Source organism: Roseburia sp. OM02-15 (genome assembly GCF_003481835.1).
In the GTDB taxonomy this organism is placed as follows: Bacteria; Bacillota; Clostridia; order Lachnospirales; family Lachnospiraceae; genus Eubacterium_I; species Eubacterium_I ramulus_A.
Genome location: NZ_QULX01000010.1, coordinates 78,288 through 103,666 on the forward strand (window position 1 = coordinate 78,288; position 25,379 = coordinate 103,666).

20 protein-coding genes are annotated in these 25,379 nt (G+C 40.2%); 5 read left to right on the top strand and 15 right to left on the bottom strand.

Annotated features, from left to right (window positions below):
* Positions 1–300 precede the first annotated feature (300 nt).
* From DXB15_RS10735 to DXB15_RS10745, 3 genes are all read right to left on the bottom strand, one after another.
* The gene (locus DXB15_RS10735) at positions 301–2,433 is read right to left on the bottom strand and encodes a hypothetical protein (RefSeq protein ID WP_118702954.1); all 2,133 of its coding nucleotides are present in this window, start codon (positions 2,431–2,433) and stop codon (positions 301–303) included.
* Positions 2,426–3,589 carry a class I SAM-dependent methyltransferase gene (locus DXB15_RS10740; RefSeq protein WP_118702955.1) on the bottom strand — a complete coding sequence of 388 codons (1,164 nt, stop codon included), beginning with the start codon at positions 3,587–3,589 and terminating at the stop codon, positions 2,426–2,428. The genes DXB15_RS10735 and DXB15_RS10740 overlap by 8 nt, the downstream gene beginning before the upstream one ends.
* A gap of 385 nt (positions 3,590–3,974) precedes the next feature.
* Positions 3,975–4,394 carry a hypothetical protein gene (locus tag DXB15_RS10745; protein WP_118702956.1) on the bottom strand — a complete coding sequence of 140 codons (420 nt, stop codon included), beginning with the start codon at positions 4,392–4,394 and terminating at the stop codon, positions 3,975–3,977.
* Between the two features lie 72 nt (positions 4,395–4,466).
* Here DXB15_RS10745 and DXB15_RS10750 point away from each other — a divergent pair, with 72 nt between their 5' ends.
* A complete protein-coding gene (locus tag DXB15_RS10750) occupies positions 4,467–5,795 on the top strand; it encodes an MATE family efflux transporter (protein ID WP_118702957.1) in 1,329 nt (442 codons plus the stop codon).
* Between the two features lie 269 nt (positions 5,796–6,064).
* Here DXB15_RS10750 and DXB15_RS10755 read toward each other — a convergent pair whose 3' ends face one another.
* Positions 6,065–7,042 (bottom strand): aldolase catalytic domain-containing protein, encoded by a 978-nt coding sequence (locus DXB15_RS10755; protein ID WP_109216982.1) that lies wholly within the window; start codon positions 7,040–7,042, stop codon positions 6,065–6,067.
* 256 nt (positions 7,043–7,298) lie between these two features.
* On the opposite strand from DXB15_RS10755, the gene DXB15_RS10760 reads away from it, so the two are divergent.
* The gene (locus DXB15_RS10760) at positions 7,299–7,976 is read left to right on the top strand and encodes a CoA transferase subunit A (protein ID WP_021738579.1); all 678 of its coding nucleotides are present in this window, start codon (positions 7,299–7,301) and stop codon (positions 7,974–7,976) included.
* A 1-nt stretch (position 7,977) separates the two neighbouring features.
* Positions 7,978–8,637, top strand: a complete 660-nt coding sequence (locus DXB15_RS10765) for a 3-oxoacid CoA-transferase subunit B (protein WP_109216984.1) — start codon at positions 7,978–7,980, stop codon at positions 8,635–8,637.
* A gap of 111 nt (positions 8,638–8,748) precedes the next feature.
* Here DXB15_RS10765 and DXB15_RS10770 read toward each other — a convergent pair whose 3' ends face one another.
* Positions 8,749–9,453 carry a GTP pyrophosphokinase gene (locus tag DXB15_RS10770; RefSeq protein WP_118702958.1) on the bottom strand — a complete coding sequence of 235 codons (705 nt, stop codon included), beginning with the start codon at positions 9,451–9,453 and terminating at the stop codon, positions 8,749–8,751.
* Positions 9,454–9,879: 426 nt separating this feature from the next.
* Here DXB15_RS10770 and DXB15_RS10775 point away from each other — a divergent pair, with 426 nt between their 5' ends.
* Positions 9,880–10,353 carry an RNA polymerase sigma factor gene (locus DXB15_RS10775; RefSeq protein WP_109215539.1) on the top strand — a complete coding sequence of 158 codons (474 nt, stop codon included), beginning with the start codon at positions 9,880–9,882 and terminating at the stop codon, positions 10,351–10,353.
* Entirely contained in the window at positions 10,350–11,606 is a 1,257-nt protein-coding gene (locus DXB15_RS10780; RefSeq protein ID WP_118702959.1) for a hypothetical protein, read from the top strand. Before DXB15_RS10775 ends, DXB15_RS10780 begins: the two co-directional genes overlap by 4 nt.
* A gap of 68 nt (positions 11,607–11,674) precedes the next feature.
* Here DXB15_RS10780 and DXB15_RS10785 read toward each other — a convergent pair whose 3' ends face one another.
* The 10 genes from DXB15_RS10785 to DXB15_RS10830 all read right to left on the bottom strand — a co-directional run bounded on the left by DXB15_RS10785 (position 11,675) and on the right by DXB15_RS10830 (position 25,377).
* Positions 11,675–12,784 carry a PD-(D/E)XK nuclease family transposase gene (locus DXB15_RS10785; RefSeq protein ID WP_109215537.1) on the bottom strand — a complete coding sequence of 370 codons (1,110 nt, stop codon included), beginning with the start codon at positions 12,782–12,784 and terminating at the stop codon, positions 11,675–11,677.
* A 560-nt stretch (positions 12,785–13,344) separates the two neighbouring features.
* Complete coding sequence (aspS, locus tag DXB15_RS10790; RefSeq protein ID WP_118702960.1) at positions 13,345–15,150, bottom strand: aspartate--tRNA ligase; 1,806 nt, start codon at positions 15,148–15,150, stop codon at positions 13,345–13,347.
* Positions 15,151–15,162: 12 nt separating this feature from the next.
* On the bottom strand, positions 15,163–16,410 hold the full coding sequence (hisS, locus tag DXB15_RS10795) for a histidine--tRNA ligase (RefSeq protein WP_118702961.1): 1,248 nt from the start codon (positions 16,408–16,410) through the stop codon (positions 15,163–15,165).
* Between the two features lie 181 nt (positions 16,411–16,591).
* A complete protein-coding gene (locus tag DXB15_RS10800; protein WP_118702962.1) occupies positions 16,592–19,942 on the bottom strand; it encodes a DEAD/DEAH box helicase family protein in 3,351 nt (1,116 codons plus the stop codon).
* 36 nt (positions 19,943–19,978) lie between these two features.
* The gene (locus DXB15_RS10805) at positions 19,979–21,073 is read right to left on the bottom strand and encodes a restriction endonuclease subunit S (RefSeq protein ID WP_118702963.1); all 1,095 of its coding nucleotides are present in this window, start codon (positions 21,071–21,073) and stop codon (positions 19,979–19,981) included.
* Between the two features lie 256 nt (positions 21,074–21,329).
* Positions 21,330–22,298: a site-specific tyrosine recombinase/integron integrase gene (gene xerA / locus DXB15_RS10810; RefSeq protein ID WP_118702964.1), complete on the bottom strand. Its 969-nt coding sequence runs from the start codon at positions 22,296–22,298 to the stop codon at positions 21,330–21,332.
* Between the two features lie 59 nt (positions 22,299–22,357).
* Entirely contained in the window at positions 22,358–22,819 is a 462-nt protein-coding gene (locus DXB15_RS10815) for a hypothetical protein (protein WP_118702965.1), read from the bottom strand.
* Positions 22,819–23,280 (bottom strand): DUF3990 domain-containing protein, encoded by a 462-nt coding sequence (locus DXB15_RS10820; protein WP_118702966.1) that lies wholly within the window; start codon positions 23,278–23,280, stop codon positions 22,819–22,821. Before DXB15_RS10820 ends, DXB15_RS10815 begins: the two co-directional genes overlap by 1 nt.
* Positions 23,281–23,331: 51 nt before the next feature.
* Positions 23,332–24,432: a restriction endonuclease subunit S gene (locus tag DXB15_RS10825; RefSeq protein WP_118702967.1), complete on the bottom strand. Its 1,101-nt coding sequence runs from the start codon at positions 24,430–24,432 to the stop codon at positions 23,332–23,334.
* Between the two features lie 54 nt (positions 24,433–24,486).
* Positions 24,487–25,377: an AbiJ-NTD4 domain-containing protein gene (locus DXB15_RS10830; RefSeq protein ID WP_118702968.1), complete on the bottom strand. Its 891-nt coding sequence runs from the start codon at positions 25,375–25,377 to the stop codon at positions 24,487–24,489.
* Positions 25,378–25,379 lie beyond the last annotated feature (2 nt).

The following is a 25,379-nucleotide window of genomic DNA, read 5'->3' on the forward strand; positions in this document are numbered from 1 at the left end:
GTTGTAATATATTATTTTTGTGAAATTTTATACCAGATTTTCCATCAAAAAAAGAGCCGAAAACGTAATCCACAAACACCACAATCGGTATTTCTGTCGCTTTCGACTCTCTCATTTTATCTCAGTCGAGAAGACTCCCACTTCTGCAAGTGGTGAGTAATAACAAGTCTTTCTCAGTGGGAGTACAATCTCCGACTGAGATAAACGCTCCGCGGGGATGTGCAGCGATTCTGGGAAGAATATGTCAGCTTTCGCTGACCAGAATCACGCACCAAGTCTCACGTGCGTTCGACTTGAATTTTATTCAGAAATTTCCAACGGCTCCTGCGTCTGACTTTCTCCACGCCGCCATACATAAAGCAGATCTTTTCCGATGACAACACCTTTATTTTCATCTGCGCTCTGAATTGCTGCTGCCATATCCTTTGTCGCCAAAATAACCTGACCTTTCGCATAGACATAATAGTCACTGAACGCATTCAGGTTTTTCATTTCGATCGTCACGGATTCCTCATTCAGAATCTGTTTCGGGATCACCTGTTTTGGTGCTTTTCCAGAGGATTCCGTACTCAGCGTGATCACAACCTCCGTCTGTTTTACCGTAGAAGTCGTGGTTGACACGTTCACCAGATTTTCATCCTGCATATCACGATTCATGATCGTATCTTCCGATGCATCCGTATAGGTATCCCCGGATTTTGCCACTCTGGACAGGTAAATGCTGCCATCCTGCACCCGGATACCTGTCACATACATGCCCGGACTCTGGTAAGTTTTCAAAATCTGATGCTCACTGTCGCCAGAATCCATGATCAATACCTGACTCAGTGCCAGCGTATTGGTCTGCGTATCCGTGCTGAACACATCTGACGTATAACCCCATCCATAAATACAGTCGCTTCCGATAAATCCAAGCGGTTTCAAAGTCTGACCACTTTCCGCATTAACATCGTAAGTATCGCCTTTTTCCAGATCTGTCACATGCATGACGCTTCCATCTTCTGACCATGCAATATGCCGTCCGTCTTCAGAACTTACGATCATATCCGTCTGCAGATCGCTGATAAAAATCTCTGATTTTTTCGTATCCAGATTGATCTTGTATACCTGATCAGAAATAGTCAGATAAAAATATCCGTTATCCGATACATACATTAACGTGCCAAGCTGCTCTTTTACCACCTGATAGGATAATGTCGTCGGAATAAATAACATTTCCTCCACTGTATTGGTCACACAGTCATAATGGCATACGCTGACACCCACCTGACCTTCATGCTCTCCACGGTTCATATAGCCATATACGACAAAATCGATACTTCCGCCCTCATCGGCTTTCAGGATCCGGATCGCATGCTCATCATAATTTTCCCGAATGTCCATGTCATCGCCACTTCGGAAGCTGAATACCTGTGTCATTTTGTTCTCAGACTGATTGTAGCTCCACAGCTCTCCCTGCTGTACAAAACAGATAATATTTCCGGTTTCATTCGCCTTGTAATCCACCACATCGGAACGGATGCCAAGATTAATGGAATCCTTGGATACATGGGCACCGTCTCCCTGGAAAATTTCTTCCATGGTCCGTTCAAAATTTAACAGATAAATTTTCTCTGCACCGACACGCACCCGGTAATATTCCTGCACGTTATAATATTCTGTCTGACCGTTCTCATTGTCGGCAGATAAAATATATTCCAGCAAAATAACCTGATATTCATCACACATTTCCTTGATGGATGCCACCGGTTCTGTCACTTCTGTTCCCTGCAGATCCCCCCAGCAAGCCTGAGAAAGACTGTTGTTGATGGTAACGGTCTGCAAAGAAGTATTGTCTGCATCCGCAGACGGCTCCATATAAGAAGCAAGCTCTGACTGGCGGTCTTTGTCCATAGTGATCGCATGAAATTCTTCCACAAAATCCACACAGGTACTGATCTGACTGTCTCCGGCATCCTTGATCCGGGTATAATAACTTGCAGTTGTATCGCCCTCTTTTACCTTCAGGATCAGCTGATATTCTGTGGTTTTTTCCAACAGATTTTCAACGGTGATCTCACCTTTCATTGCGCTCTCATCGCCGGAAAGCGTAACTTTTCCATCCTGAACCAGTCTGCTTCCGTCCAGACTGCGCACTTCAAAGGTCACACTGTCAATATTTTTGCCATACGGATCAATGCGAAGCGACAGCTTATGGTTATCCGGAAGGGGCGTGATGGTATCACGCATGGAAACCGCTGACATTTCCGCCGTATAGCCATGCAGCTCATTGACTCTGTGCCCGTTATCCTCAAAATATACGATTGGGAGGGAAGCCGCCGACATATCCGTCGTCAGATCCTTCGTTTCATGGTTTGTGATCTTGGAAAAAGTAAATAATGCAACGATAAACACCGCCACAAGGATAAAAAACTTTCGTATTCCTTTACGCATCTGCTGTATTCCTTTCTGTTCTCAGCAACGCCGCCAGCGTCGGTGACACATGCAGTTCCTCCATCAATTCTGTCAGTTCCCCGGATGTTTTTTGCTTTCCGGATTTTACTGCCCGCAATAAAATATTTTTCGGCGTATGCTCCATATCAATAAATTCCAGTACCTGCACCTGATAGCCTGCTTCTTCCAGCAGATTTGCACGGATCGCATCGGTCAAAAGCGCCGACATTCGTTCCCTGATCAGTCCATACTTCAAAACCGGCTGCAACAGATCATTCTGAATCTGTTTATTCACTTCGTGCTGACAGCACGGCACAGACAAAATCACTTTTGCGCCCCATTTTACGGCTTTTTCCAGCGCATAATCAGTCGCTGTATCACAGGCATGCAGGGTTACGACCATATCTACATGATCCACACCCTCATACTGTGCAATATCACCCGTCAGGAAGGACAGTTTTTCATATCCGTATTCCTCTGCCAGATTCTGACAATGCGCGATAACATCTGCTTTCAAATCCAATCCGATGATCCGTACATCATAGTGTTTCAACTCATGCAGATAATAATACATGGCAAACGTCAGATAAGACTTGCCACAACCGAAATCTATGATAACAGATTCTCTGTCTTTTGGAAGCTCCGGAACGATATCTTCAATAAATTCTAAGAAACGGTTCATCTGACGGAACTTATCATATCTGGAATGAACGATTTTGCCCTCTTTGGTCTGAACCCCAAGGTCGATCAGAAACGGAACCGGAATCTCCGGATCTAAAATATACTGTTTCTTCCGGTTATGTGACAGGTTCGCTTTCGGAACCGGACAGCCGGATTTTGACCTGTGTACCGACCGTTTTCCTTTTTTGCTGATCAGCACCTGAATGTGCTCCTGCGGATGCAGCGCCTCTAACTGGCGGAACCCTTCTGTCCACTCCGCAATCTTCTCATAACATTCTGCTTCTGTCAGGTTGTAATGCTGCACCTGTTTTTCTGTGTAAGCACTTGCCTGAAACATGAGTTTTTCCTTTAATAATACCGGTCGTATCTCAATTTTTCGCACTCCATCTTTTTTGCGCGGACCGCTGATAATGATTTTTGCCAACTGCTCATTCATGCAGCCAGTCAGTATTTCTTTCCATGGATTTTCTATCATAACGTTTCTCTTTTCTACTGCAATATATTTGTGGTGAATCCCCCTTACAGTCAGTAAGGAATTATCTATCTTGTTACCTATTAATTTCAAGTCGAACGCACGTGAGACTTGGTGCGTGATTCTGGTCAGCGCAAGCTGACATCTTCTTTTCAGAATCACTGCACTCTACACTCCGTTCCGGTCGGCGCAAAACCATTGTCTCCCAGACAATGTGCGCCCTCGCGGAGCATTTATCTCAGTCGGAGATTGAACTCCCACTGAGAAATACTTGTTACTACTCACCACTTGCAGAAGTGGGAGTCTCAACTCAGACTGAGATAAAAATTTATTGGAAATCAATTTAAGTCGTTTCCATTATAGGGTATCTTTTTGCGACACACAAGACCTAATACCATCTCCGACACCGATAATGTCTGCATCTTCTGCGATACATTTCCTGCATAAGCATTACCTGTACCAGCATAAAATATTTTTCATCCACATGCAGACGCCCATCCTCTTCCACATCTTCCGGCCGCAATCCCCGGTAAATCCTTCGGCAGATCATCTCCATCATCAGCCGGTCTGGATACCGGTCAAACATCATGCTGCCTTCATATTCCATCCGATCGCATTCCTCATCCACCATACTCTGAATTTTTCTGGCATCCCGCGGATACATTTCCTGCAGACGTTTGCAGTCTTTTTCATACTCCGTCTCCTCAAATACGGTATTCTGCATCGGATATGTCATATAAAATGGCATTTTTTCGCGGGTATACGGATCCTGCTCCAGCCACTGAAATCTTTCCTGTCCAAAATTCATATTGCACTCCAAACGATACTTTCACCACAACATATGCAAAAATCTGCAAATCTGTGCTATAGTAATACCATTATGGAAAAAGATTTAACAAAAGGACCAATCTTTAAAACCCTGCTGCTTTTTGCCCTGCCGATGATGTTGGGAAATCTGTTACAGCAGGTCTACAATATTACCGATACGATCATCGTCGGACGTTTTCTTGGTTCCGGCGCACTGGCAGCCGTCGGCAGCACTTACACCCTGATGACCTTTCTGACTTCTGTCATGATCGGACTCTGTATGGGATGCGGCGCGCTGTTTTCCATGCATTACGGCGCCGGCCGGCAAAAGGAAATGAAAGAATGTATGTGGGTATCTTTCTGGCTTGTTCTGTTGGTGACGCTCCTCATGTACCTGATCGTGTTTATCGGAACGGACGGGATTCTGACAGTGCTTCAGACACCGGAAGACATTTATGAGCTGATGCGCATTTACGCCCGCATTATTTTTATCGGCATTGGATTTACATTTTTATACAATTATTTTGCCTTTGTCCTGCGGGCAGTCGGCAATTCCATCCTGCCCCTGATTTTTCTGGCAGTTTCCAGCATTTTAAATATCGTGCTGGATCTGTGGTTTGTAATCGGACTGCAGCTTGGTGTCGGCGGAGCTGCCGGTGCCACGGTGATTGCACAGGGCGTCTCCGGTATTGGCATTACAATTGCTGCTTTATGGAAAAATCCACAGCTTTTCCCGAAAAAGGAACAGCGCATTTTCCGGAAAACAACGTTTTCAGAAGTGGGATGCTACGCCTTTTTCACCTGTCTGCAGCAATCCGTTATGAACTTTGGTATCCTGATGATCCAGGGACTGGTAAACAGCTTCGGTACCGCAATCATGGCTGCCTTTGCCGCCGCGGTTAAAATCGATACGCTGGCATATATGCCAGTGCAGGAATTTGGCAATGCCTTCTCCCTGTTTATCTCACAAAATCACGGAGCCAAACGTCCAGACCGGGTAACCGCCGGAATCCGCACTGCGGTTCGCGTGTCGATTCTTTTCTGCGTGATCATTTCCGCTGTTGTCTGGATCTTTGCCCGTCCATTAATGCAGATTTTTGTGGATGCAGGTGAAACGACGATCATTGCGGAAGGTGTACGTTATCTGCATATTGAAGGTGCTTTTTACTGGGGCATTGGTTGTCTGTTTTTGCTCTACGGTCTTTACCGCGCCATCGAACGACCTGCCATGTCACTGGTGCTCACCATCGTGTCCCTGGGAACCCGTGTGGCTCTGGCTTATGCCTTTGCACCGCATACCCCGCTTGGTGTCAGCGCTATCTGGTGGGCGATTCCGATTGGATGGATTCTGGCAGATCTGACCGGATTTCTTTATTATTATAGAAAAATAAAAAAACTGTGAGAAACGGAAATTTTTCCCTCTCACAGTTTTTTATCTCAGTCTGAGTTGAGACTCCCACTTCTGCAAGTGGTGAGTAGTAACAAGTATTTCTCAGTGGGAGTTCAATCTCCGACTGAGATAAATGCTCCGCGAGGGCGCACATTGTCTGGGAGACAATGGTTTTGCGCCGACCGGAACGGAGTGTAGAGTGCAGTGATTCTGAAAAGAAGATGTCAGCTTACGCTGACCAGAATCACGCACCAAGTCTCACGTGCGTTCGACTTGAATTTTTAGTCATCCAGCAGCATATGATAAAAATCCAGATAATTCGTATCGTGATTCTTCGTTGCGGCAATAGCAGTTCTTGGATGCTGATCTGTCAGACCGGTCAGCAGATAAGGGATATTGTATCCCCATACCGTTCCGTCTTCGATGAGTTTTAACATATGTTTTTCAATAAAAGAAAGTACCGGTGCAATCTCATACTTCGGATTTTTCAAAAATCCAAGCAGTCCTTCCAGTGAACAGTTTCCTGCGCCACGTCCCATTCCCATGACAGTTCCATCCAGCATACTTGCACCAACTGCCAGTGACTGAACAGTATTTGCAAAGGCGCACTGCTGATTGTTATGTGCATGAATACCAACCATTTTTCCACTCTCTGCCAGTGCATCCAGATAAATGGATGTAATCTCACAAATCTGCATCGGATACAGAGAACCATAACTGTCTACCACATAAACACCATTTACCGAAGATTTTACAAGCATCTCCAGCGCCATCTGAATATCACGCTCCTGACATTTGGAAATTGCCATAATATTGCAGGTTGTCTCATAACCCTTTGCGGCAGCATCTTCAATCATAGCAATTGCTTCCGGCATCGTATTGATATAAGTAGCCACACGAACCAGATCCACCGGACTGTCTACGCGGTCCCTGATACTGTGTTTGTAATCACAGCGGCCCACATCTGCCATAATGGAGATTTTCATATCGGTGTCATTGTCTCCGACAATCTCACGAATTGCTTCATCTTCCGCGAATTTCCATTTTCCGAATTTGTTCACATCAAACTGCTTTTTATCTGCCCGGTAGCCGAACTCCATATAATCTACACCGGCTTCCAGATTCGTTTTATATAAATCGCGTACAAAGTCATCGGTAAAGTAAAAATCATTTACCAGACCACCGTCACGCAGCGTTGCATCCAAAACCACGACATCTTCCCTTACAGACATCATATTTCCTTTTCCATAGTAATTCATCACTGTTTTCTCCTTTGTCTCAACTCATTTCTGTCATTTTATCTTACTTTATTCCAAAAATCAACAAAAATATTTTATCACTTTAAAGCGTTGATTCAAACTTTTTACAAACAAATCACAGTTTTTTCAATTTTTTTGTGAAATATCTCTGGATTTTGCCGGGCAAGGTGCTATAATGGAAACAGGCTATGTGGACGCATGACGTTATCAACAGAGCACAATAATTATTATCATGTAATTAATAGGAGGGAAAGAAATGGCTAGAACAAAAGTTATTTCTGCTAAAGAAGCTGCCGCACTGATCAAAGATGGCGATACAGTATTAGTCGGCGGATTCATGACAAACGGAACAGCAAAATCTATCGTAAACGAAGTAACAGCAAAAGACCTTACAGTTGTATGTAACGACGCAGGTTTCGAAAATGAAGGAACAGGTCGTTTACTTCACAACGGATTAATTAAAAGATTAATCGCTACACACGTAGGTCTGAACAAAGAAGTTGCAGCAAAATTCAATGCTGGTGAGATCGAATTAAAACTTCAGCCACAGGGTACACTTGCTGAGCAGGTACGTGCAGGCGGAGCTGGCCTTGCAGGATTCCTTACACCAACAGGTATCGGTACTATCGTTGCTGACAGCACTTCACCGACAACTCTTGAAGGCAAACAGGTTATCGAATTAGATGGTAAAGAGTACCTTCTTGAGAAAGCAATCCGTGGTAACGTTGCAATCATCCAGGGATATATTGCTGATGAATCCGGAAATATCCGTTACAAAGGATCTACTCGTAACTTCAACCCGATGATGGCTTCCGCAGCTGATATCGTTATCGCTGAAGTTGAGAAAATCGTTCCGGCTGGTGAGATTGGTCCAAACTATGTGGAAACTCCACACATTTATGTTGATTATTTAGTAGTAAAGGAGGAAGCATAAGATGGAAAGAAGCGAAATCAAACCATATATCGCGAAACGTGTCGCTAAAGAATTACATGATGGTGATGTTGTAAACCTTGGTATCGGACTTCCTACTATGGTTCCGGATTACCTTGATCCATCTGTTAAACTTACATTACAGTCTGAGAACGGATTCATCGGTCTTGCAGCTGTTGATCCGGAAGATCCGGATGCTGCATACATCGTAAATGCAGGTGGACAGCCGGCTGGTATCGAGAAAGACGGTATGTTCTTTGACAGTGCTACATCTTTCTCCATCATCCGTGGTGGACATGTAGATGCTACGATCCTTGGTTCTCTTCAGGTAGATGAGAAAGGAAATATCGCAAACTGGATCATTCCTGGAAAAATGGTTCCTGGAATGGGTGGAGCTATGGACCTTGTAGTAGGTGCTAAACGAGTTATCGTTGCTATGGAGCACACACAGAAAGGTGCACCGAAGATCTTAAAACAGTGTACATTACCTCTAACAGCAGAAGCTCAGGTAAACCTGATTGTTACTGAGATGGGTGTTATGGAAGTAACTCCGGAAGGAATCGTATTAAAAGAGTACAATCCGGAATTCACTGTTGAAGAGATTCAGGCAGCTACAGAAGCAAAACTGATCATCGCTGACGATCTGAAACCAATTGAGGCTTAAGATTCGATTACAGTTTAACAAATGAATACATTGAAGCAGGTAAAGAGAATGTACCCATTCCCCTGACTTTGAGTAATAAAAAAGGTGTGCTTTCCTGGAAGGCACACCTTTTTATACGTTTTCAATTGACTGTCTCAGATCCAGCATTCGCTGATCCATATTTCTTACATCAATGGCACAGGAAAACAGCTCCTTTTTCAATTGTTTTCCTTTTTTATGATGCTTTTTATACTGCAGCTGATATTCCAGTACCGACCAGAAATCCATTCCAATGGTTCTCAACTGAATTTCAACCTTTTTTTCATTAGCAAATTGTACGATCATATGCAGGCTTTGATAGCCACTGTTTTTCGGTTTTTTCACAAAATCTTTCTCTTTCACAATTGTAATTCCGGGAAGTTCACGGACAAAATCTCTCACCCGGTAGATATCATCCAGAAACAGACAGATCACACGAATTCCTGCCAGATCATTTATGTAAGTAAACACATTCTCCTCTGTCAACTCCCGTTTCTTGCGCTCCATCTTTGCCAGAATACTCTCTCTTGTTTTTAAACGATATTTTGTATGACTGATAATGCTGCGTCCCAGTTCTTCTTCCTGCGCAAATCCAAAATCTGTAATCTGCGTCAGCAGATATCTCATACAATCCAGATATTCTTTTCGTAATTTCGGATCATCCAGAAATATCAGATTATCCCCTGTTTTCTCCGGAAACACATCGGCAGGTTCTTCTGTTTCATGCATTGTCACGTCCCCTGTTTTTATCTCTTTTTCTTTTTTGGTATCAATTCTCTTTTCTTTTTCTTCTTTCAAATATACATCTCTCCTTTCTTAGCCCACTCTATACTATATGCGTGGATTTCTGATTTATGACTTATTTTTTCTGATTAACTTTCCAGAAAAAATATTTCTCAGATTTGCAACATTTTCAGCTTATGACCACCGGGTAAAATCCAGAACCAGATTTCTGTAAATTGCAGGTAAAATTCCCAAATGCCATCATCATTTTTATCACAACATGCACATTGTGTAACACATGACATAATTCTTCTGCACATGTCTCCAATTCTGCCGGAAACCAAACCAACAAGGAGAACAAATCTACTTTGAATGAATTCTTATCATATGTTTGTGACTTTTTTATGTTAAACTGCATCTAATGGGTGTAATAGCTATTACAGAGTATAAAAATCTCATTTCACATTTATAAAAACATATTGAGATAAAAAGAGGGAAGTTATGACAAAACAGGATTTCGGAGATTTGATCATTTCTTTTACCGATGACTTCTACCGCATTGCAAAGGCGATTTTAAAAGAGGATGCCGACTGTGAGGATGCCATGTCGTCTGCCATCGTAAAAGGATTTTCAAAACTTCACACACTAAAAAAACAGGAATATGCCAAAACATGGTTTTCACGCATATTGATCAACGAATGTCAGATGATCCTGCGGAAACGCAAACGGGAAGTCACTTATGAGGAAGGTGTACTGACCGAAGAAGCCGCACAGCAGGATTACTCAGACCTGTATCAGCATCTGATGCAGCTAGATATTTCCTACCGTCTTCCACTGGTAATGTACTATTTTGACGGATTTAAAATACGGGAAATTGCAGACATTCTGGAAATGAGTGAAAGTGCCATAAAAATGCGGTTAAACCGCGGAAAACTTCAGTTACGAACAATGTTTGAAAAGGAGGCCGCCATATGAATCACGACTCTAAACACAATGATTTCGAATATGAAAAAGAAACTTTTCCAAAAACACCGGAGCATTTTAAACAGCTTGTTGTTAATCAGATAGCTCAGGAACAGCAGAAAAAAAATATTTCTCCTATAAAATCCAAAAAGAAATGGATGCCGGCAAAAGTTGCTGCCGTAATTATTGTATGCGCTACTATGGGAACCACCGGCGCTTATGCCGGAATTAAACAGTATCAGGCAAGATCACAGCAGTATTTGCAGGAAACAGGACGTATCACTACTCCGGAAAGTTCTTCCGAAGAAGAAACATCTGCTGCTTCTGACACGACAGATTCTGTGGCACCAGCAACGATTGTATCAGAAGAAAGCGGTCTTGTTACTACTTTTTCTGATACCTGGCCGGATGTTATGTTAGAACTGTATGATCAGGACGGTAAATATCAAAAACTGTCAACCCCGTATATGAATGTGATCGATGCTTATTATGATGGCGGTCTGCTTTCCATTTATGGCGAAGCAACCGAATATGGTCTAAATACACTTGGAGACTGGTTTCTTCCTGACCGTATTGTTATCAATGATACAGTTTATCTGGCTACCTGGGACATCAACGGTATCTATGGTGACGAAGGTGATCCACAATATAAACGCGGTGCATTTCATGCTACAGTGGAACTTTCCGATGCAGATCTTCCAGACAACTGTAAAGTACAGATTCCATTGACAACCGTCAGAGATCCCAAAACCGGATATTTCTACACGCAGACGATCAGCTTTTATATTTCCGGTAATACCAATGTCAAACCAGCAATCACTGCATCTGCCGCAAATGGTGCAACGGTAACTGTTGGAGAAAGCAAGACTTCTGCCTCCGGAACTTATCTTAGTCTGACATGGAATTTTGGCAAGGATAAAGCTTCCTATGATCAGTTCGATAAGATCATTTCCGGTGATACAATTCATAACTGGATTTACTGCCACATTATCGATTCCAATGGAAATATCTTTGATACAAAGACAGATTCAGAGACCTTCTCCTCCGTCTACTTTGACTCAAACGACTCCGGAGATGAACATTGGAATAATTCCGGAGAAAGCACATATGTTGATGATGACGGAAATTATTGCTTCCAGACTAATATTTTGCTTCCAGCATTAACACAGGACTTCACGTCTCTGGAAGTCACACCTTATGTTCATCTTAAAGACGGAACTGAAACTGATCTGGACTTTGCAGCCTTCCGGGTGGATTATGAATAGTATAGTTTTAGCATATTTTTCAGAAAGCCGGCAATTGCCGGCTTTCTGTTAGGAATTCATTTTCCATCTTATTGATTTGCTTTTTTCTTTTCCTCTTCAAGCTCATGAATACGCGCTAAAGCCGCCTGTAATTTCTGATTTTTTTCATCCAATTCCTGACTTTTTTCATTCAATTCCTGATTCTTCTCATTCAATTCCTGATTCTTCTCATCCAGTTCCTGATTCTTCTCACCTAATTTCTGATTTATAAGATCCAGTTCTTTTCCTTTTTGTTTCAAATCCTCCTGCATCTCATCAATCATCAACTGCACAGTATTCCGGTCAAGTTCCTGTAATTCTTTCGAAAACATATCCATCACTCCTTCGATATTTCGACAGATGTCATAGATTTGTTCATAGTATGCTCTAAACTCGGGATACTGCTCGATAATCGCAACAATCATTTCCGGATCATCTATACAAAAGAACGCAATCCATGCATCAAGTCGACTGTTTATCAGATACTTATTTTCTTTATTTTGCTGAATATTTTTAAAATTGTCAAGCGCTACGAATACATATTTTTGCAGCAGATTAAATTCCAATCCCGAATCTGATTTTTGCCCGAAAGAATGAATATATACATCTGGAAATTTTTTAAATTCTGCAGGACTGTTTTCAAACAGCACAATTGTATATACATCTTTGATGTCTTTGTAACTGAATTTTTTCTTTCGTTCACTTCGCACCCGCTTATACTGCCGCAACAGCAAATCTGCGGAATAGCAGGCGCTTCTTTCTCCCGGAAACTTATACCCAATTTTTTGAATTTCCAGATTTGCAATGCTGCCATCGGAAAGCTGCACTACAATATCCATAATAACAAGTGATGATTCATCTGCCAATCGTGTTCCATCATTTGGTAAAACTTCCATCACATGAACCTCCTGCTTTAATAACAGAGACAATAATTCATCAATACGCTCTGGTGTTGACTCTGGATTCAAAATCTCTTTACTCACAAAATCATACATCACTTTTACTCCCCGCGCTCCAGTGCAAAAATCAAGAAATTCCTCCTGCCGTTCTTCTTCCCACGAATAAAACGTACTCCACATCTTTTCGTTATTATTGATTTCTTTCAAAATTACTTCTCTGGTCTGCAGCATAGGAAAATAATCTCGTAACTTTTTTGTCATGCAAACAACCTCCTCCATATGAAATATTTACATATTTAAAGCGGACATTCGCAATCCGCTTTCGCTACTTGCTCATGAACGCAGTCGCTTTGCGACCTGTCAGTGGGAGCTTTTAACTCCCACTGGTATAAGCATCCCCCTTACCCACCGCTTAGTGCTCTACGCGCTTGAATCGGGGAAATGCTTATTCTGCGTTCAAGTTTCATTAGCCTTCTTCTCTTTTTATTTTCATAGTTTAACTAATACAATGTATCACTCTGTTTTTCTTGATATTTACCGAATCGGTGCAACAATATTTAGACTGCTCGTAAGATATCACCACTCTGATAACTATGCAATTTTATCTGAATCAGATTTGTTTGAAGAACGATAGCATGAATATATACCACTTCCCCCTGACCGTCAACCATAAATTTTTCTGCATTTCTTACACTATACAAATTGCACAACACGCATTTTTTCCCACAAATCCTTTATTTTCAAGGCATGCAAAAAGCAGGAGCAGAAAATCCTCAGATTTTCCACTCCCGCTTTTTACTCATTTTTATGCAATTTTACAATTACTCCTCTTCTGTTGTCTCTTCCGGAAGTTTGATTGCAAGTCCAAGTTCTTCTAACTGTTTCTCATCTACCGTACCTGGAGCTTCTGTCATCAGACAGGAAGCATCTTTTACTTTCGGGAATGCGATAACGTCACGGATAGAATCTGCATGTACCATATGCATTACCATACGATCTAAGCCGTAAGCCAGTCCTGCGTGTGGCGGTACACCATACTTGAATGCGGAGAGCAGGAAACCAAACTGATCCCATGCACGCTCTTTTGTAAATCCAAGTACTTCGAACATTTTCTCCTGAATGTCATCCTGGTGGATACGGACAGAACCGCCGCCAAGCTCAGTACCATTTAATACGATGTCATATGCTTTTGCACGAACAGCGCCCGGATCAGAATCGATCTTATCCCAATCCTCTTCCATTGGCATAGTAAACGGATGATGCATTGCCATATAACGATTCTCTTCATCGGACCACTCCAGTAACGGGAACTCTGTTACCCAGAGGAAGTTGTACTGGTTCGGATCCAGCAGGTTCAGTTCTTTTGCCATATGAAGTCTTAAGGCGCCAAGAACTGCCCATACGACTTTATTTTTATCAGCAGCGAATAACAGCAAATCGCCCGGTTTTCCTTCGGTAGCTTCTACTAAAGCTGCCAGTTCTTCTTCTGTCATAAATTTTGCAAAAGAAGATTTGTATGTGCCATCTTCATTTACACACAGATAAGCCAGACCTTTTGCTCCATATGTTTTTGCCAGATCAACCAGCTTGTCGATCTGTTTACGTCCCATGGAAGCTTTGCCCGGAACAGCGATACCACGTACGCTGCCGCCGTTTTCTAATGCACCGGTAAATACGCCGAATCCACAATTTTTCACAACGTCAGATACGTCATGTAATTCCATGCCAAAACGGGTATCCGGTTTGTCAGAACCGTACCGATCCATGGCATCCTGCCATGTCATGCGCGGAAGCGGAATCTGTACATCCACACCGATGGCCTCTTTAAATACATATTTTAACAGACGCTCATTTACGTCTAATACATCATCTACATCTACGAAAGACAGCTCCATATCGGCCTGTGTAAACTCCGGCTGACGGTCTGCACGTAAATCCTCATCACGGAAACATTTTGTAATCTGGAAATAACGGTCATATCCGGAGCACATCAGCAGCTGTTTGAACAGCTGTGGAGACTGCGGAAGTGCATAAAAACTTCCCGGATGCACACGGCTCGGTACCAGATAATCTCTTGCTCCTTCCGGAGTGGATTTTGTCAGAACCGGTGTCTCGATCTCGATAAAGCCCTCTTTTGCCATGAAATCACGCATCAGATAAGCCACTTTACTTCTCAGCATCAGGTTACGCTGTAAATCCGGACGACGAAGATCCAGATAACGATATTTCAGACGAATTTCGTCTTTTGTCTGAGAATTCTCCTCAATATGGAAAGGCGGTGTATCGGACTCAGAAAGGATACGAAGGCTCTCTGCGATCACTTCAATATCACCTGTTTTTAAATTTTCATTTACTGCTGCGGAACGTTTCTGGATTTTACCAACAACAGCGATAACGTACTCACTTCTGAGTGTCTCTGCTTTTGCAAATCCATCTGCTCCTACACTGTTTTCATCAAATACGATCTGAAGCAGACCGGAACGGTCTCTCAGATCAATAAAGATCAGGCTTCCCAGATTTCTTCTTCTCTGTACCCAACCCATAACGGTAACGGTACTTCCGATATCCGCACTGGATACCTCTGTACATCTATGGGATCTTTTCAATCCACGCATGGACTCTGCCATAATATATTCCTCCTATTTAAAAAATTCTACGAATTCCTCGTAACCTTCTTTGGAAAGCTGCTCTTTCTGGAATTTTTTATTTTTATTCATACGGACAACCAGTACCTGCTCGCCATTTGCGCGCGCCTGCTGTGCCTGTCCGATCACTTCGCTGAGTTTATCTCCCGGATATCCTTTTTCAATCAGATATGCAGTCTTTTTCGGCTGCTCCGGAATCTTGAAACCATTCTCCATCAGAAGCAGGATGATACGCTCAAATCCGATGGAAAATCCGCAAGCCGGAACATCTTTTCCGGTGAAATTTCCAACCATCTTGTCGTAACGTCCGCCGCCACCACAGCTTCCGCCAAACTCCGGAATTGCGATCTCAAAAATAGTTCCTGTATAGTAAGACATGCCTCGTACCAAAGTCGGATCAAATACCAGCTCAAAAGATGCCATCTTTGTTGCATTTACTGCGGAGGCGATCTCTTTCATATTCTGAACGATCTCGGCATCCAGATAGTCACCTAAAGTATCTGCCAGATAGCTGATGCCATCCTCTGCCTGCTCCACACCTGTGAACAGAGACAGATATTTATCGATCGCTTCCTGTGCATAACCTTCTTTTGCAAGTTCCTCTGCAACACCTTCCAGACCGATCTTGTCCATCTTGTCCAGAATGATAAATACGGTATCAAACTCTTCCTCTGCAAATCCGCTGTAAGCTGCCATTGCTTTTAAGATACGGCGCTCATTGATACGGATTTCAAAATTCTTGAATCCAAGTTTGCCAAGTGTGGTTGTAGTAGCAAGAATCAGCTCGATCTCTGCCAGATTGGACGGCTCGCCAAGAATATCAATATCGCACTGCATGAACTGACGATAACGACCTCTCTGCGGACGGTCTGCACGCCATACATTTCCCATCTGAAGTGCCTTAAACGGGGACGGCAGATCATTTGCATGGTTTGCATAATAACGGCAAAGCGGTACAGTCAGATCATATCTCATACCAAAATCAACCAGATCTGCCTCACTCTGTGCAGTCTCCAGTTTCAATTTCTCACCACGTTTTAATACCTTGAAGATCAGTTTCTCATTTTCTCCACCCTGCTTGTTGCTCAGGTTTGCAATATCTTCCATACAAGGTGTCTCGATCGGGGTAAATCCGAATGCACGATAAGTCTCTTTGATCACGCTCTGTACATAATCGCGGATCTGCATCTCATCCGGCATAATATCTTTCATACCGTTTACCGGTTTTTTCTTTAAAGCCACTGTATATCCTCCATTCCATACAGATTGCTCTGTATTTTATATTCCTAAAAAACAGATATCCGATGTCTGTTTTCGTATCCATTGCCAAACACAGATCTCTTCACTTTTTCTGTGTTCACATACATAGTTTATTATACGTTTGTGAGTTTGATATAGCAAGTGTTTTTTCTCAGGCAATCCCTTAAGCTGCGGCATTTGCATTAATACTTTCAATTACGTTGCGAATTCCCATCCATACGGATAAATCTGTAAATACTTCCACGACGCTTCCGCGATCTGTAAACGGCGACTCCTGAAGTACAGACAAATCTTTCATCATTCCATTATGAACAATATACTCCACAATCTGATTTACAAAATAAATTTGTCTGCTATCCATATTTGTATCTGACAGATATTCAGAAAATGCTTCTTTTGCCGCATTCATATCAAGACCAACGATTTCACGCACAAATTCGCCCAATGGTTTTTCACCATATTCCTGCTCGTAATCCTCTTTACTTCCAACTTCCTTCCAGAGAATTTCTTCCAGGTTCTCAACATCTGATGTCGTCAATGGCTGATTCGTCTTTAACTTTGCAATCGCTTCGTTGTCCTGATGCTGTCGAATATAATACTCCGCTTTTGCTTTATAATTTTTCAATTCATCATTTTCCAGCTCAGATTCATGCCATTCTTTTGACAATAACTCATCTGTAAATACAGTTTCATATTTTATTGTTCCCGTATTTGGAATATATTTCATCAAATCCCGCAATCTGCTTCTGATTTCCTCAAATTCATTCACACCTGCCCGTTCCACATAATCTGTGTGCAACAATTCATAGATAAAATCTGACTGTGCCTGAATTTCCGGAATATTGGCTACACTCGCCACTCCTTCTACTTTCTTTCGCAAATCATGACGTGCGCGCGTATACTTCTTTCCCAACAAATATGCAAGTTCAATTCCATACATCAACGCATCAAAACGGACTGCACTTGCCTCATCGCCATCCGGCAAAATCAGTGGGGCCACTTCTTCCCGAACCAGCAGTGTATCTTCATAGGTTAATCCTTTATAGTTATCCTCATTTGCATATAAATCCACATATTTCAGATGCTGTCTGACCACAAAATTATCTCTCGGCAATTCCTGTACTTTCTCACTCATATGTTTTACCAGAGCTTTTCTATAAGCAATCAATCGATCCGTCTGACAGGTCAGATCCTGTAATTTATATGTAATTTCAAACTGCAAATTAAAAATCGCACACTGCAAAGCCAGCACATTTGCCGTTGCTTTTCCTTTATTCATACGGAAAAATTCAAAATTTCCACAAAAATCAAAAATATAAAATTTCTGCTTATCCTCTCCATCTAACAATTCCGGGCATAATCTGGTTCCCCGTCCGATCATCTGCCAGAATTTTGCCTTACTCATTACCTTTTTGAAAAATACAAGATTCACAACTTCCGGAACATCAATTCCTGTATCCAACATGTCAACGGAAATGGCAATCTGCGGCAATTTTTTCGGATCTGAAAATTCATCAATCGCACTTTGCGCGTAGGTCATATAATTATCAATCACTTTCGCAAAATCGTCTGGTAAATGCGGATATTCCTTATGAAAAACTTCCAGGATTTTTTCCGCATGTGCATGGTTTTTTGCAAAAATAATTGTCTTTCCAATTTTCTGTCCATAATCAACTTTAATGCCATCTGTCATCAAAATGTCCAGCACCTGACGAATCGTATCCACATTAAAAACCCACGTATTTAAAGCGGATGAATCGATTGCTTCCGGGACAGTTCCATCCTCATTCTGAAACGTATTTTCATACGCTTCCTTATCTTCCTCTGACAACTCATCATACACAATTCCCTGCTCAATGAATTTCAACTTTGATTCAACCGAAACATAATCCACCAGATATCCGTCTTTTACTGCCTGTGCCAGATCATATCCATAAGTCGGCACACCATTTTCCAATTCAAATATTTCGTATGTATTTTTATCAATCTCATCCTTTGGCGTTGCTGTCAAACCTACCAGTGGCGCATCAAAATAATTAAAAATGTCTCTGTATTTATTATAAATAGACCGATGTGCTTCATCACAAATCACCAAGTCAAAATGTCCACATGTAAAAATCTTGCCATCTGCATCATTCACTTCATCAATACAGTGAATCATTGTCTGATACGTGGAAAAAACACAATGTGCATTATAATTATCCTTCTCTTCCACCAGATTCGTACAGGATAAATTTGGCAACAGATTTACAAAACTACGCTTCGCCTGCGTAACAAGAGAATTACGATCTGCCAGAAACAATATATTTTTTACCCATCCAGCCTTCAACAATATATCGCACAGTGCAATCACCGTTCTGGTTTTTCCTGAACCGGTAGCCATAACAAGCAACGCTTTCCGGCGATTTTTCTCATCAAAACTATTACAGGTTGCTTTGATCGCTGCCTCCTGATAATAACGGCCTGCAATATCCTTATTTACGGTAACATGTCTGAGACTTGTCCGCATACGAAGAAGGTTAAACCACTTCTCCAGATCGCGTTTCGAATAAATCACAGCACACTTTCGTTCCGGATATTTTCCATCAATGATATGCGTTTCAAATCCATTCGTTAAAAAGACAACCGGGCGTCTCTTGTATTGTTTTTCCAAAATATCAGCATACAATTTTGCCTGCTGACGACCTTTTGCCACGTCCACACAGGTTCTTTTTGCCTCAATAATTGCCAACGGCTGGTGCATATCATCATATAAAACATAATCTATGCGACCGGTCTCCGACTTATTTGGCATTCCTTCCACCGGAACTTCATTTAACCAGTTTTCGCCTTCTCTCCAACCAGCATCCTGAAGCATCGCATCAATATATAATTTCCGGGTTTTATATTCCGATAAATCCAATGGTTTCGGAACATAAGTCTGCTGTTGTTCCTGCCTGCGGGCAGATAATTCTTCCTTTAACGAAGCATTCTCTGCCATCAGTTTCTGTAAATCCAGCTCCTGCTGTGCAGACTTCTCCTGTTCTTTTACCAGATCCTGCTTCACTGCATTTGCTGCATCTCTGGATTCCTTTGCTTTCTTCACTCTGTCAGTGATGATGCTTCTATCAAATGTCCGCTCCGTATATTCATCCGCATAACAGCAGGCAATATAATCCAGAAAAATAAACAGATTTTCCAGACAAAGCATTGCTTCATCCCGCCCCAGTTTTCGACTGCCATGTGCCACATTATTGCCACATCTGCGAATGTAATCCATTCGTTTCCACAGATCTGGTCCGATAATGCGCCGATATTCTTCTGCATTTAACAGACTCTGCAAGTTATCCTGATATGGCATATCCAACTCTGAATCTACAGAATACATCCATTTAATCGCAAACTCCATGGCACGGCGGCAGTTGAGAATACTCACTTCTGAATCCATCAATACAAACCTCTCAGCAGAAATGGCTACATCTGCAAATGTGGAAAATTTTGCTTCTGTTTTTAAATAATCAAAATTGGTTTTCATGTGTTTCACCCCCCAATTGCTTATCGTGTGCTATTTTTATATGTAATGTACAACTTTTGATTTGTCGACTTGTTTGATGAAGTCAGCGAACTCTTTTTGCTCCTTATACTTTGGCAATGGTAGCCTTATCTTTAAAAGATCCTTACTCCGAATTCCTTGTGCAGTTCCACCCGTCTTATATACATCTATATCTTGCTTAAACTGCTCCATTTGCATATAGGTACCCAAAAACGCATTATCAATAACTTCTGAATGTCCCTTTATCGTGATTACTCTTTGCCCGAGTGCAAATTTTTTAAGATAATCAGGGACCAAACAGGTATTTCCAAAAGTATGCCCTTCTGTAACAAACAAAATATCACCAGGATAACCCAAACCACGATGCATCCATTTTTCGTATACCTCATCTGTAACATATTCATTTACTGTTTTAAAAACACCTTTTCCCACTGACTTTGCATTTACCATTCGAATAGTTCCCACATCAGATAATTCTGGAGTTTTTCCTCTATAATCTACAAAATCAGTATCTTTTCCAAACGTTCCATATACGCACTCACTCAAATCAAACATCTCTACAAATCGAGCTTTGATTAATTCATCTAATAATTGTAATTCTTGCTTTTTTAACTCAATTATCTTTTCTATTTTATCTAAAACTTTACAAACTTTTTGTTGTCCCTCTTTTTTTACAACATTGATCCAAGTTTCCTTAATGACACCCAAATGAAGATTAGGCACACCGACTCCTTTTAATCCTGCATCAAATTGCCGTTTCACAACTGGACTATTTATAGCATATAAAAGATATTTCGGATATACAACATTTAAAGGTCTTAATACAGCTAAACTTACATAAACGTCAAATATCTCATCTCTATCTACAATGGCTGCAACACCTGTTGTCCCATTTTTTGCTAATAAGATATCATTCTTTCTAGGTTTTAATCTTTTACATAATTTTTCATGCAATGCATTTGGAATATATTTTACACTATCCCAGTTAATTTTTCGCTCTGTGACATCTTTGGATGAAAGAAAGATAACTCCATCATTTCCACAATATTCTGGTGTCTGATGTGTTCCGTCAGTTATAAATTCACATAATTCCTTTAGTTTATATTTTGCCATTTATATCATATATGCAAATCAAAAACCACTTTAAAAGATTTTTTACATTTCAAGACACAAAAATAACCGCCCAGTCCTGAGAAAATTGTGGCGGTTATTTTTTAACTAAAACATATATAGGGCTAACCGTCTATCGGTAGCACTTTTTTCATATTTATATTAGCTTTTAACCGCTTCTATGTCAAACCATCTATTTTTAATTTTTTCATGTAATTACAACAATAGTTGTTTCTAAAAATTGGAATTGTTATCCTATCTACGCAATATATCTTCTATGAGATGCTTTTACATTATTCTGATTTACAATCGCATACTGCATAGTTGTGCCAATCTGTGAATGTCCCAAAATTTTCTGCACCTGTTCAATCGGCATTCCTTTATCAATGGCTCGTGTCGCCATTGTTCTCCTGAACTTATGTGGATGAATTTTGGGAATGCTCAAACTGCGTCCAAGTTCACGCATCCGAATTTCCACACCACTAATTTTCAGCCGATCATACGGAACATCTAATGTAACAAATAATGCCGGATTATCGTCTGTTCTGCTTTTAATATAATTCTGTAAATGCAATTTTGCCTTTGCATCAAAATACACACGGCGTTCCTTATCACCTTTTCCGTATACCACACATTCACGTTCTTCAAAATCTATATCAGAAATATTCAAGCGAACTAGCTCACCGACACGAATTCCCGTTGAATACAGCAAATCAATAATTGCCAAATCCCTTTTTGTTTTGCAATTATCACGCATTTTTTCAATCATTTCATCAGAGATAATTTCTTTTACCTGTTGCTTTGTCTTAATTTTATGAATCCTCCGCATCGGACTTTTCAAAATATAATCTTCTTCCTCAAGCCACGAAAAGAAACTGGATAAATTTCTTCGGATATTATCAACCGTTACTTTACTGCAATTATTAATCTGCTGATATTCAGCAAGATAACTTCGCAAATCATCCGTCGTCATTTTTCGCACTTCAACGTCAACGGTTTTCAGCAGATGTTCCACTGTCACCTGATAATATCCCAAAGTTCTGTCTGAACATCCTTCAATACGCTTCGCATCTATAAACATTTGCAAATATTCCAGATTTGAAACATTCGACTTCTCTACTTCACTATTTATCAAATGCCTCAATAATACTTCCTGCAACTTCTTCATCTGTGCTATGTTTAGATACTCTGCCATTTCATTGATAATATTCACTAATTTTTCATCCATGTTGGTATTCTCCTCTCGATCATTACCAACATTTTACAGCACATTTTTATACAAATCACTTACAGCATCTGGTTTTCCCTGTAACATTCAAATATATATTCCGGGTTTTCATAATAAACGCTGCTGTTGTAATCATCTATTTTCGGACTGATAAAAGAATTGTATACTTTTTCCAATGCACTTATAATGTCAATCTTCTCATATTCTGCTACGCGCTTGATCAAACGCTTATATACCTTTCCTATATCCCAATAAGTTGGAATGGAATATCCGCAATCCGCCACATTATCAAAATTTCCCTGCTCGATATTCGCTTCATCTATAAAATCATCACAAACTCGTTCTATATTGTCACAATGATACACATCCGCAAGATCGTATATTTTTTCTAATCGCTCTTTTCCCAGTTTATTGACTACATAAGATCGCACATTTTTTGTTTTTCTTGAAATATAATCAATCAAGCTACAAGTATAAAATAAATCATTGTCTTTTTTGGGTTCTCTTCCTTCACCAACCATTACACAACCTCCTCATAGCCTCTGTAATGCAAGCATTTCAATGCATCATCTGTACAAAATACAATTTGATGTGTTGGATATTTGAATTTTGCCAATATCCAGAACTGCTCTCGGGTAATTACTCCATCCATATAATCAGAAATATAATTGTAAATCTGATCGTCCGCCATTGCACCAATTACAATATCATAATCGTGTATTTTACCACTTCGACACGCAATAATAAAATCCAACCATTCTTCCGTCATTTCTTTAAATTCTTTTACCTTTAAGTTTGAATTGATACTAACATCATATACCGAAACAATTTTTGTATTGTATCTTCTTGCCCATCTTTGCGCCTGCTCTTTAATAATTGTACAATAGAAACCTGTCCCAAAGTCTTTTGTGTTTCTTCCTTGACGAATCTCCGGTTTTTCTACTGGTTGATATCCACCATGATATACTGTCATCATTCCCATGTAAAATTCTCCTCATGTAGCTATCTAAATCAATATTTATACACTATAATTTTACCCAAAATATTTCTGCATCAATGAATCAAATAATAATTGTGTTTCATCCAGTGATTTTTGCACTGCAACTTTTGATTTGTTGACTTGGTTGACAAATGAAACAAATTTGTTTTGCAAGTCTAATGGTGGCAAAGGTATTTCTATTTTTCTTACAATTCCAAGATTTAATATATCCATAGTTCCACCATGTGTATTCTCTGACAATGCTCTTTTCAAAGCCTCAGATTGAAAGAAATATTTAAAATAATATGGGTTTACCTTTTCTTTATCAAACGTAATTTTCATCAAACGTGGATTAATAATTCCAGGTTCAAAGTTTTCTGGCATAATAAGCAATTTTCCATATGTTCCAACCAGACTAATAAGCACATCTCCAGCTTGTACAGCGCAATTCTCCAGCATTTTATAACGAGCCTCGTCTATATAATAATCCCCCAGTGTATGATCCCCACTTATAACTTGTTCCTGACCATATATTTTATATCCTGATTCAACATAATACTCTTTTTTTAATGCTGATCCAAAAGGTCCCGCTTTAAGAGCATTCTTTTCTTTAGCAACCACATCCTCTATCAAGGACATCTCCCATCCTTTTGAATTTTGAATAGGATCACCAAACATCTCTACAAATCGAGCTTTAATAAGCTCATTCAGTTCACAAAGTTCTTTTTTTCTCATTCTAATTATTTGTTCAACTTTTAAAAGTCTGTCAACTACATTTCGTTGCTCATCTATCTTCGGTATTTTAATTTCTATTTTTAAAAGATCTGATTTGGTCAAACTTGGAATTGTCACCGCTTTATTTAATCGTTCAAAATTAAAATGTCGACAAAAATAGTATAAATATCTTGGTATTAAAATATCTTTCTTGGCACAAAGTCCAAATGCTGTATCAACATTCCAAAAAGGTTCATCAACATAAATGGGATTATTTATACTCCCTTTTCTCCCAATAATTACAGTATCTGCCTCGCAAATATAGTCATCGGCATATCCCATGATTCCACCACTTCCATAAATGGGATATTTACCATTTGAATTTTCAACTAATTTTTGATTTCTTCCATTTTTTATTTCCAGTACATCATTAAATATCACAATTTTCTTTCGACAAATTGGAATTTATCCGATTTGCATTTTCCTTTCTTTTTATTAATCTGCATTTAATGTCATAAGATAATTAACAAATGCAGAACAAGCAACTAACATATACTTTGCTTCCGCAAATGTTGAATCTACACCACCCAATTTTCTTGCATGTCTTATTCCACTGGCATCGCTTGTATAACCATACAAGACTTTATATGCTGACTGTAAGGCTGAATGAATATAAACACCTTTTTGTTCCACTTTCGTTAGCAGCTTCCCTAAAGTTCCACTTTCACCCGTAATGATTTCACATATTGCTTCAACTGCACTAATACTTTCTTTTATAGAATTTTCATAATCAGGATTTTCTCTATCTGCCAACAATGAATTTGCTTTTGATATGTGCTCCCTGACTGGTTGATAAATATTTTGTAGCGCTTCGTTCACTGCTGCCACTTCATACTTATCGCTAATCGGCGTGATTTTTTCATCAATAAATCTATAACCTATATATTCTTTTTCAAACACCTCATTAGCTTCTTCATATAATGAACTATCTACATATCCATAATATTCTATATAATAGTCAGGTCTCCATTTTTGCATATAAGAATCCCAATATTGAACAAGTGCCTCTATTACGGTAAGTACCTCATCATACGAGTCTTTATTAATTGTGTTATTGATAATCAAAAATATATCTGTTGCATAATATCTTTTCTGAACATCCGTAGGTTCTGCATAAATATCTCCGAGAACGTATCTAAAAAATTCCTGTATCTCACTATCCCATTCATTTAACCCATAATTATATGTTTTTGCATACATGTTATTAATCATATTTTGTAATTGTACTCTTGTCCGCTTATCAAAATCCTTTAACTGTATCTCGATATTTTCTGGCTTAATCCCATTTCTATCGGAAAAGCCTCCTCGTCTACTTACTTTATGCATCT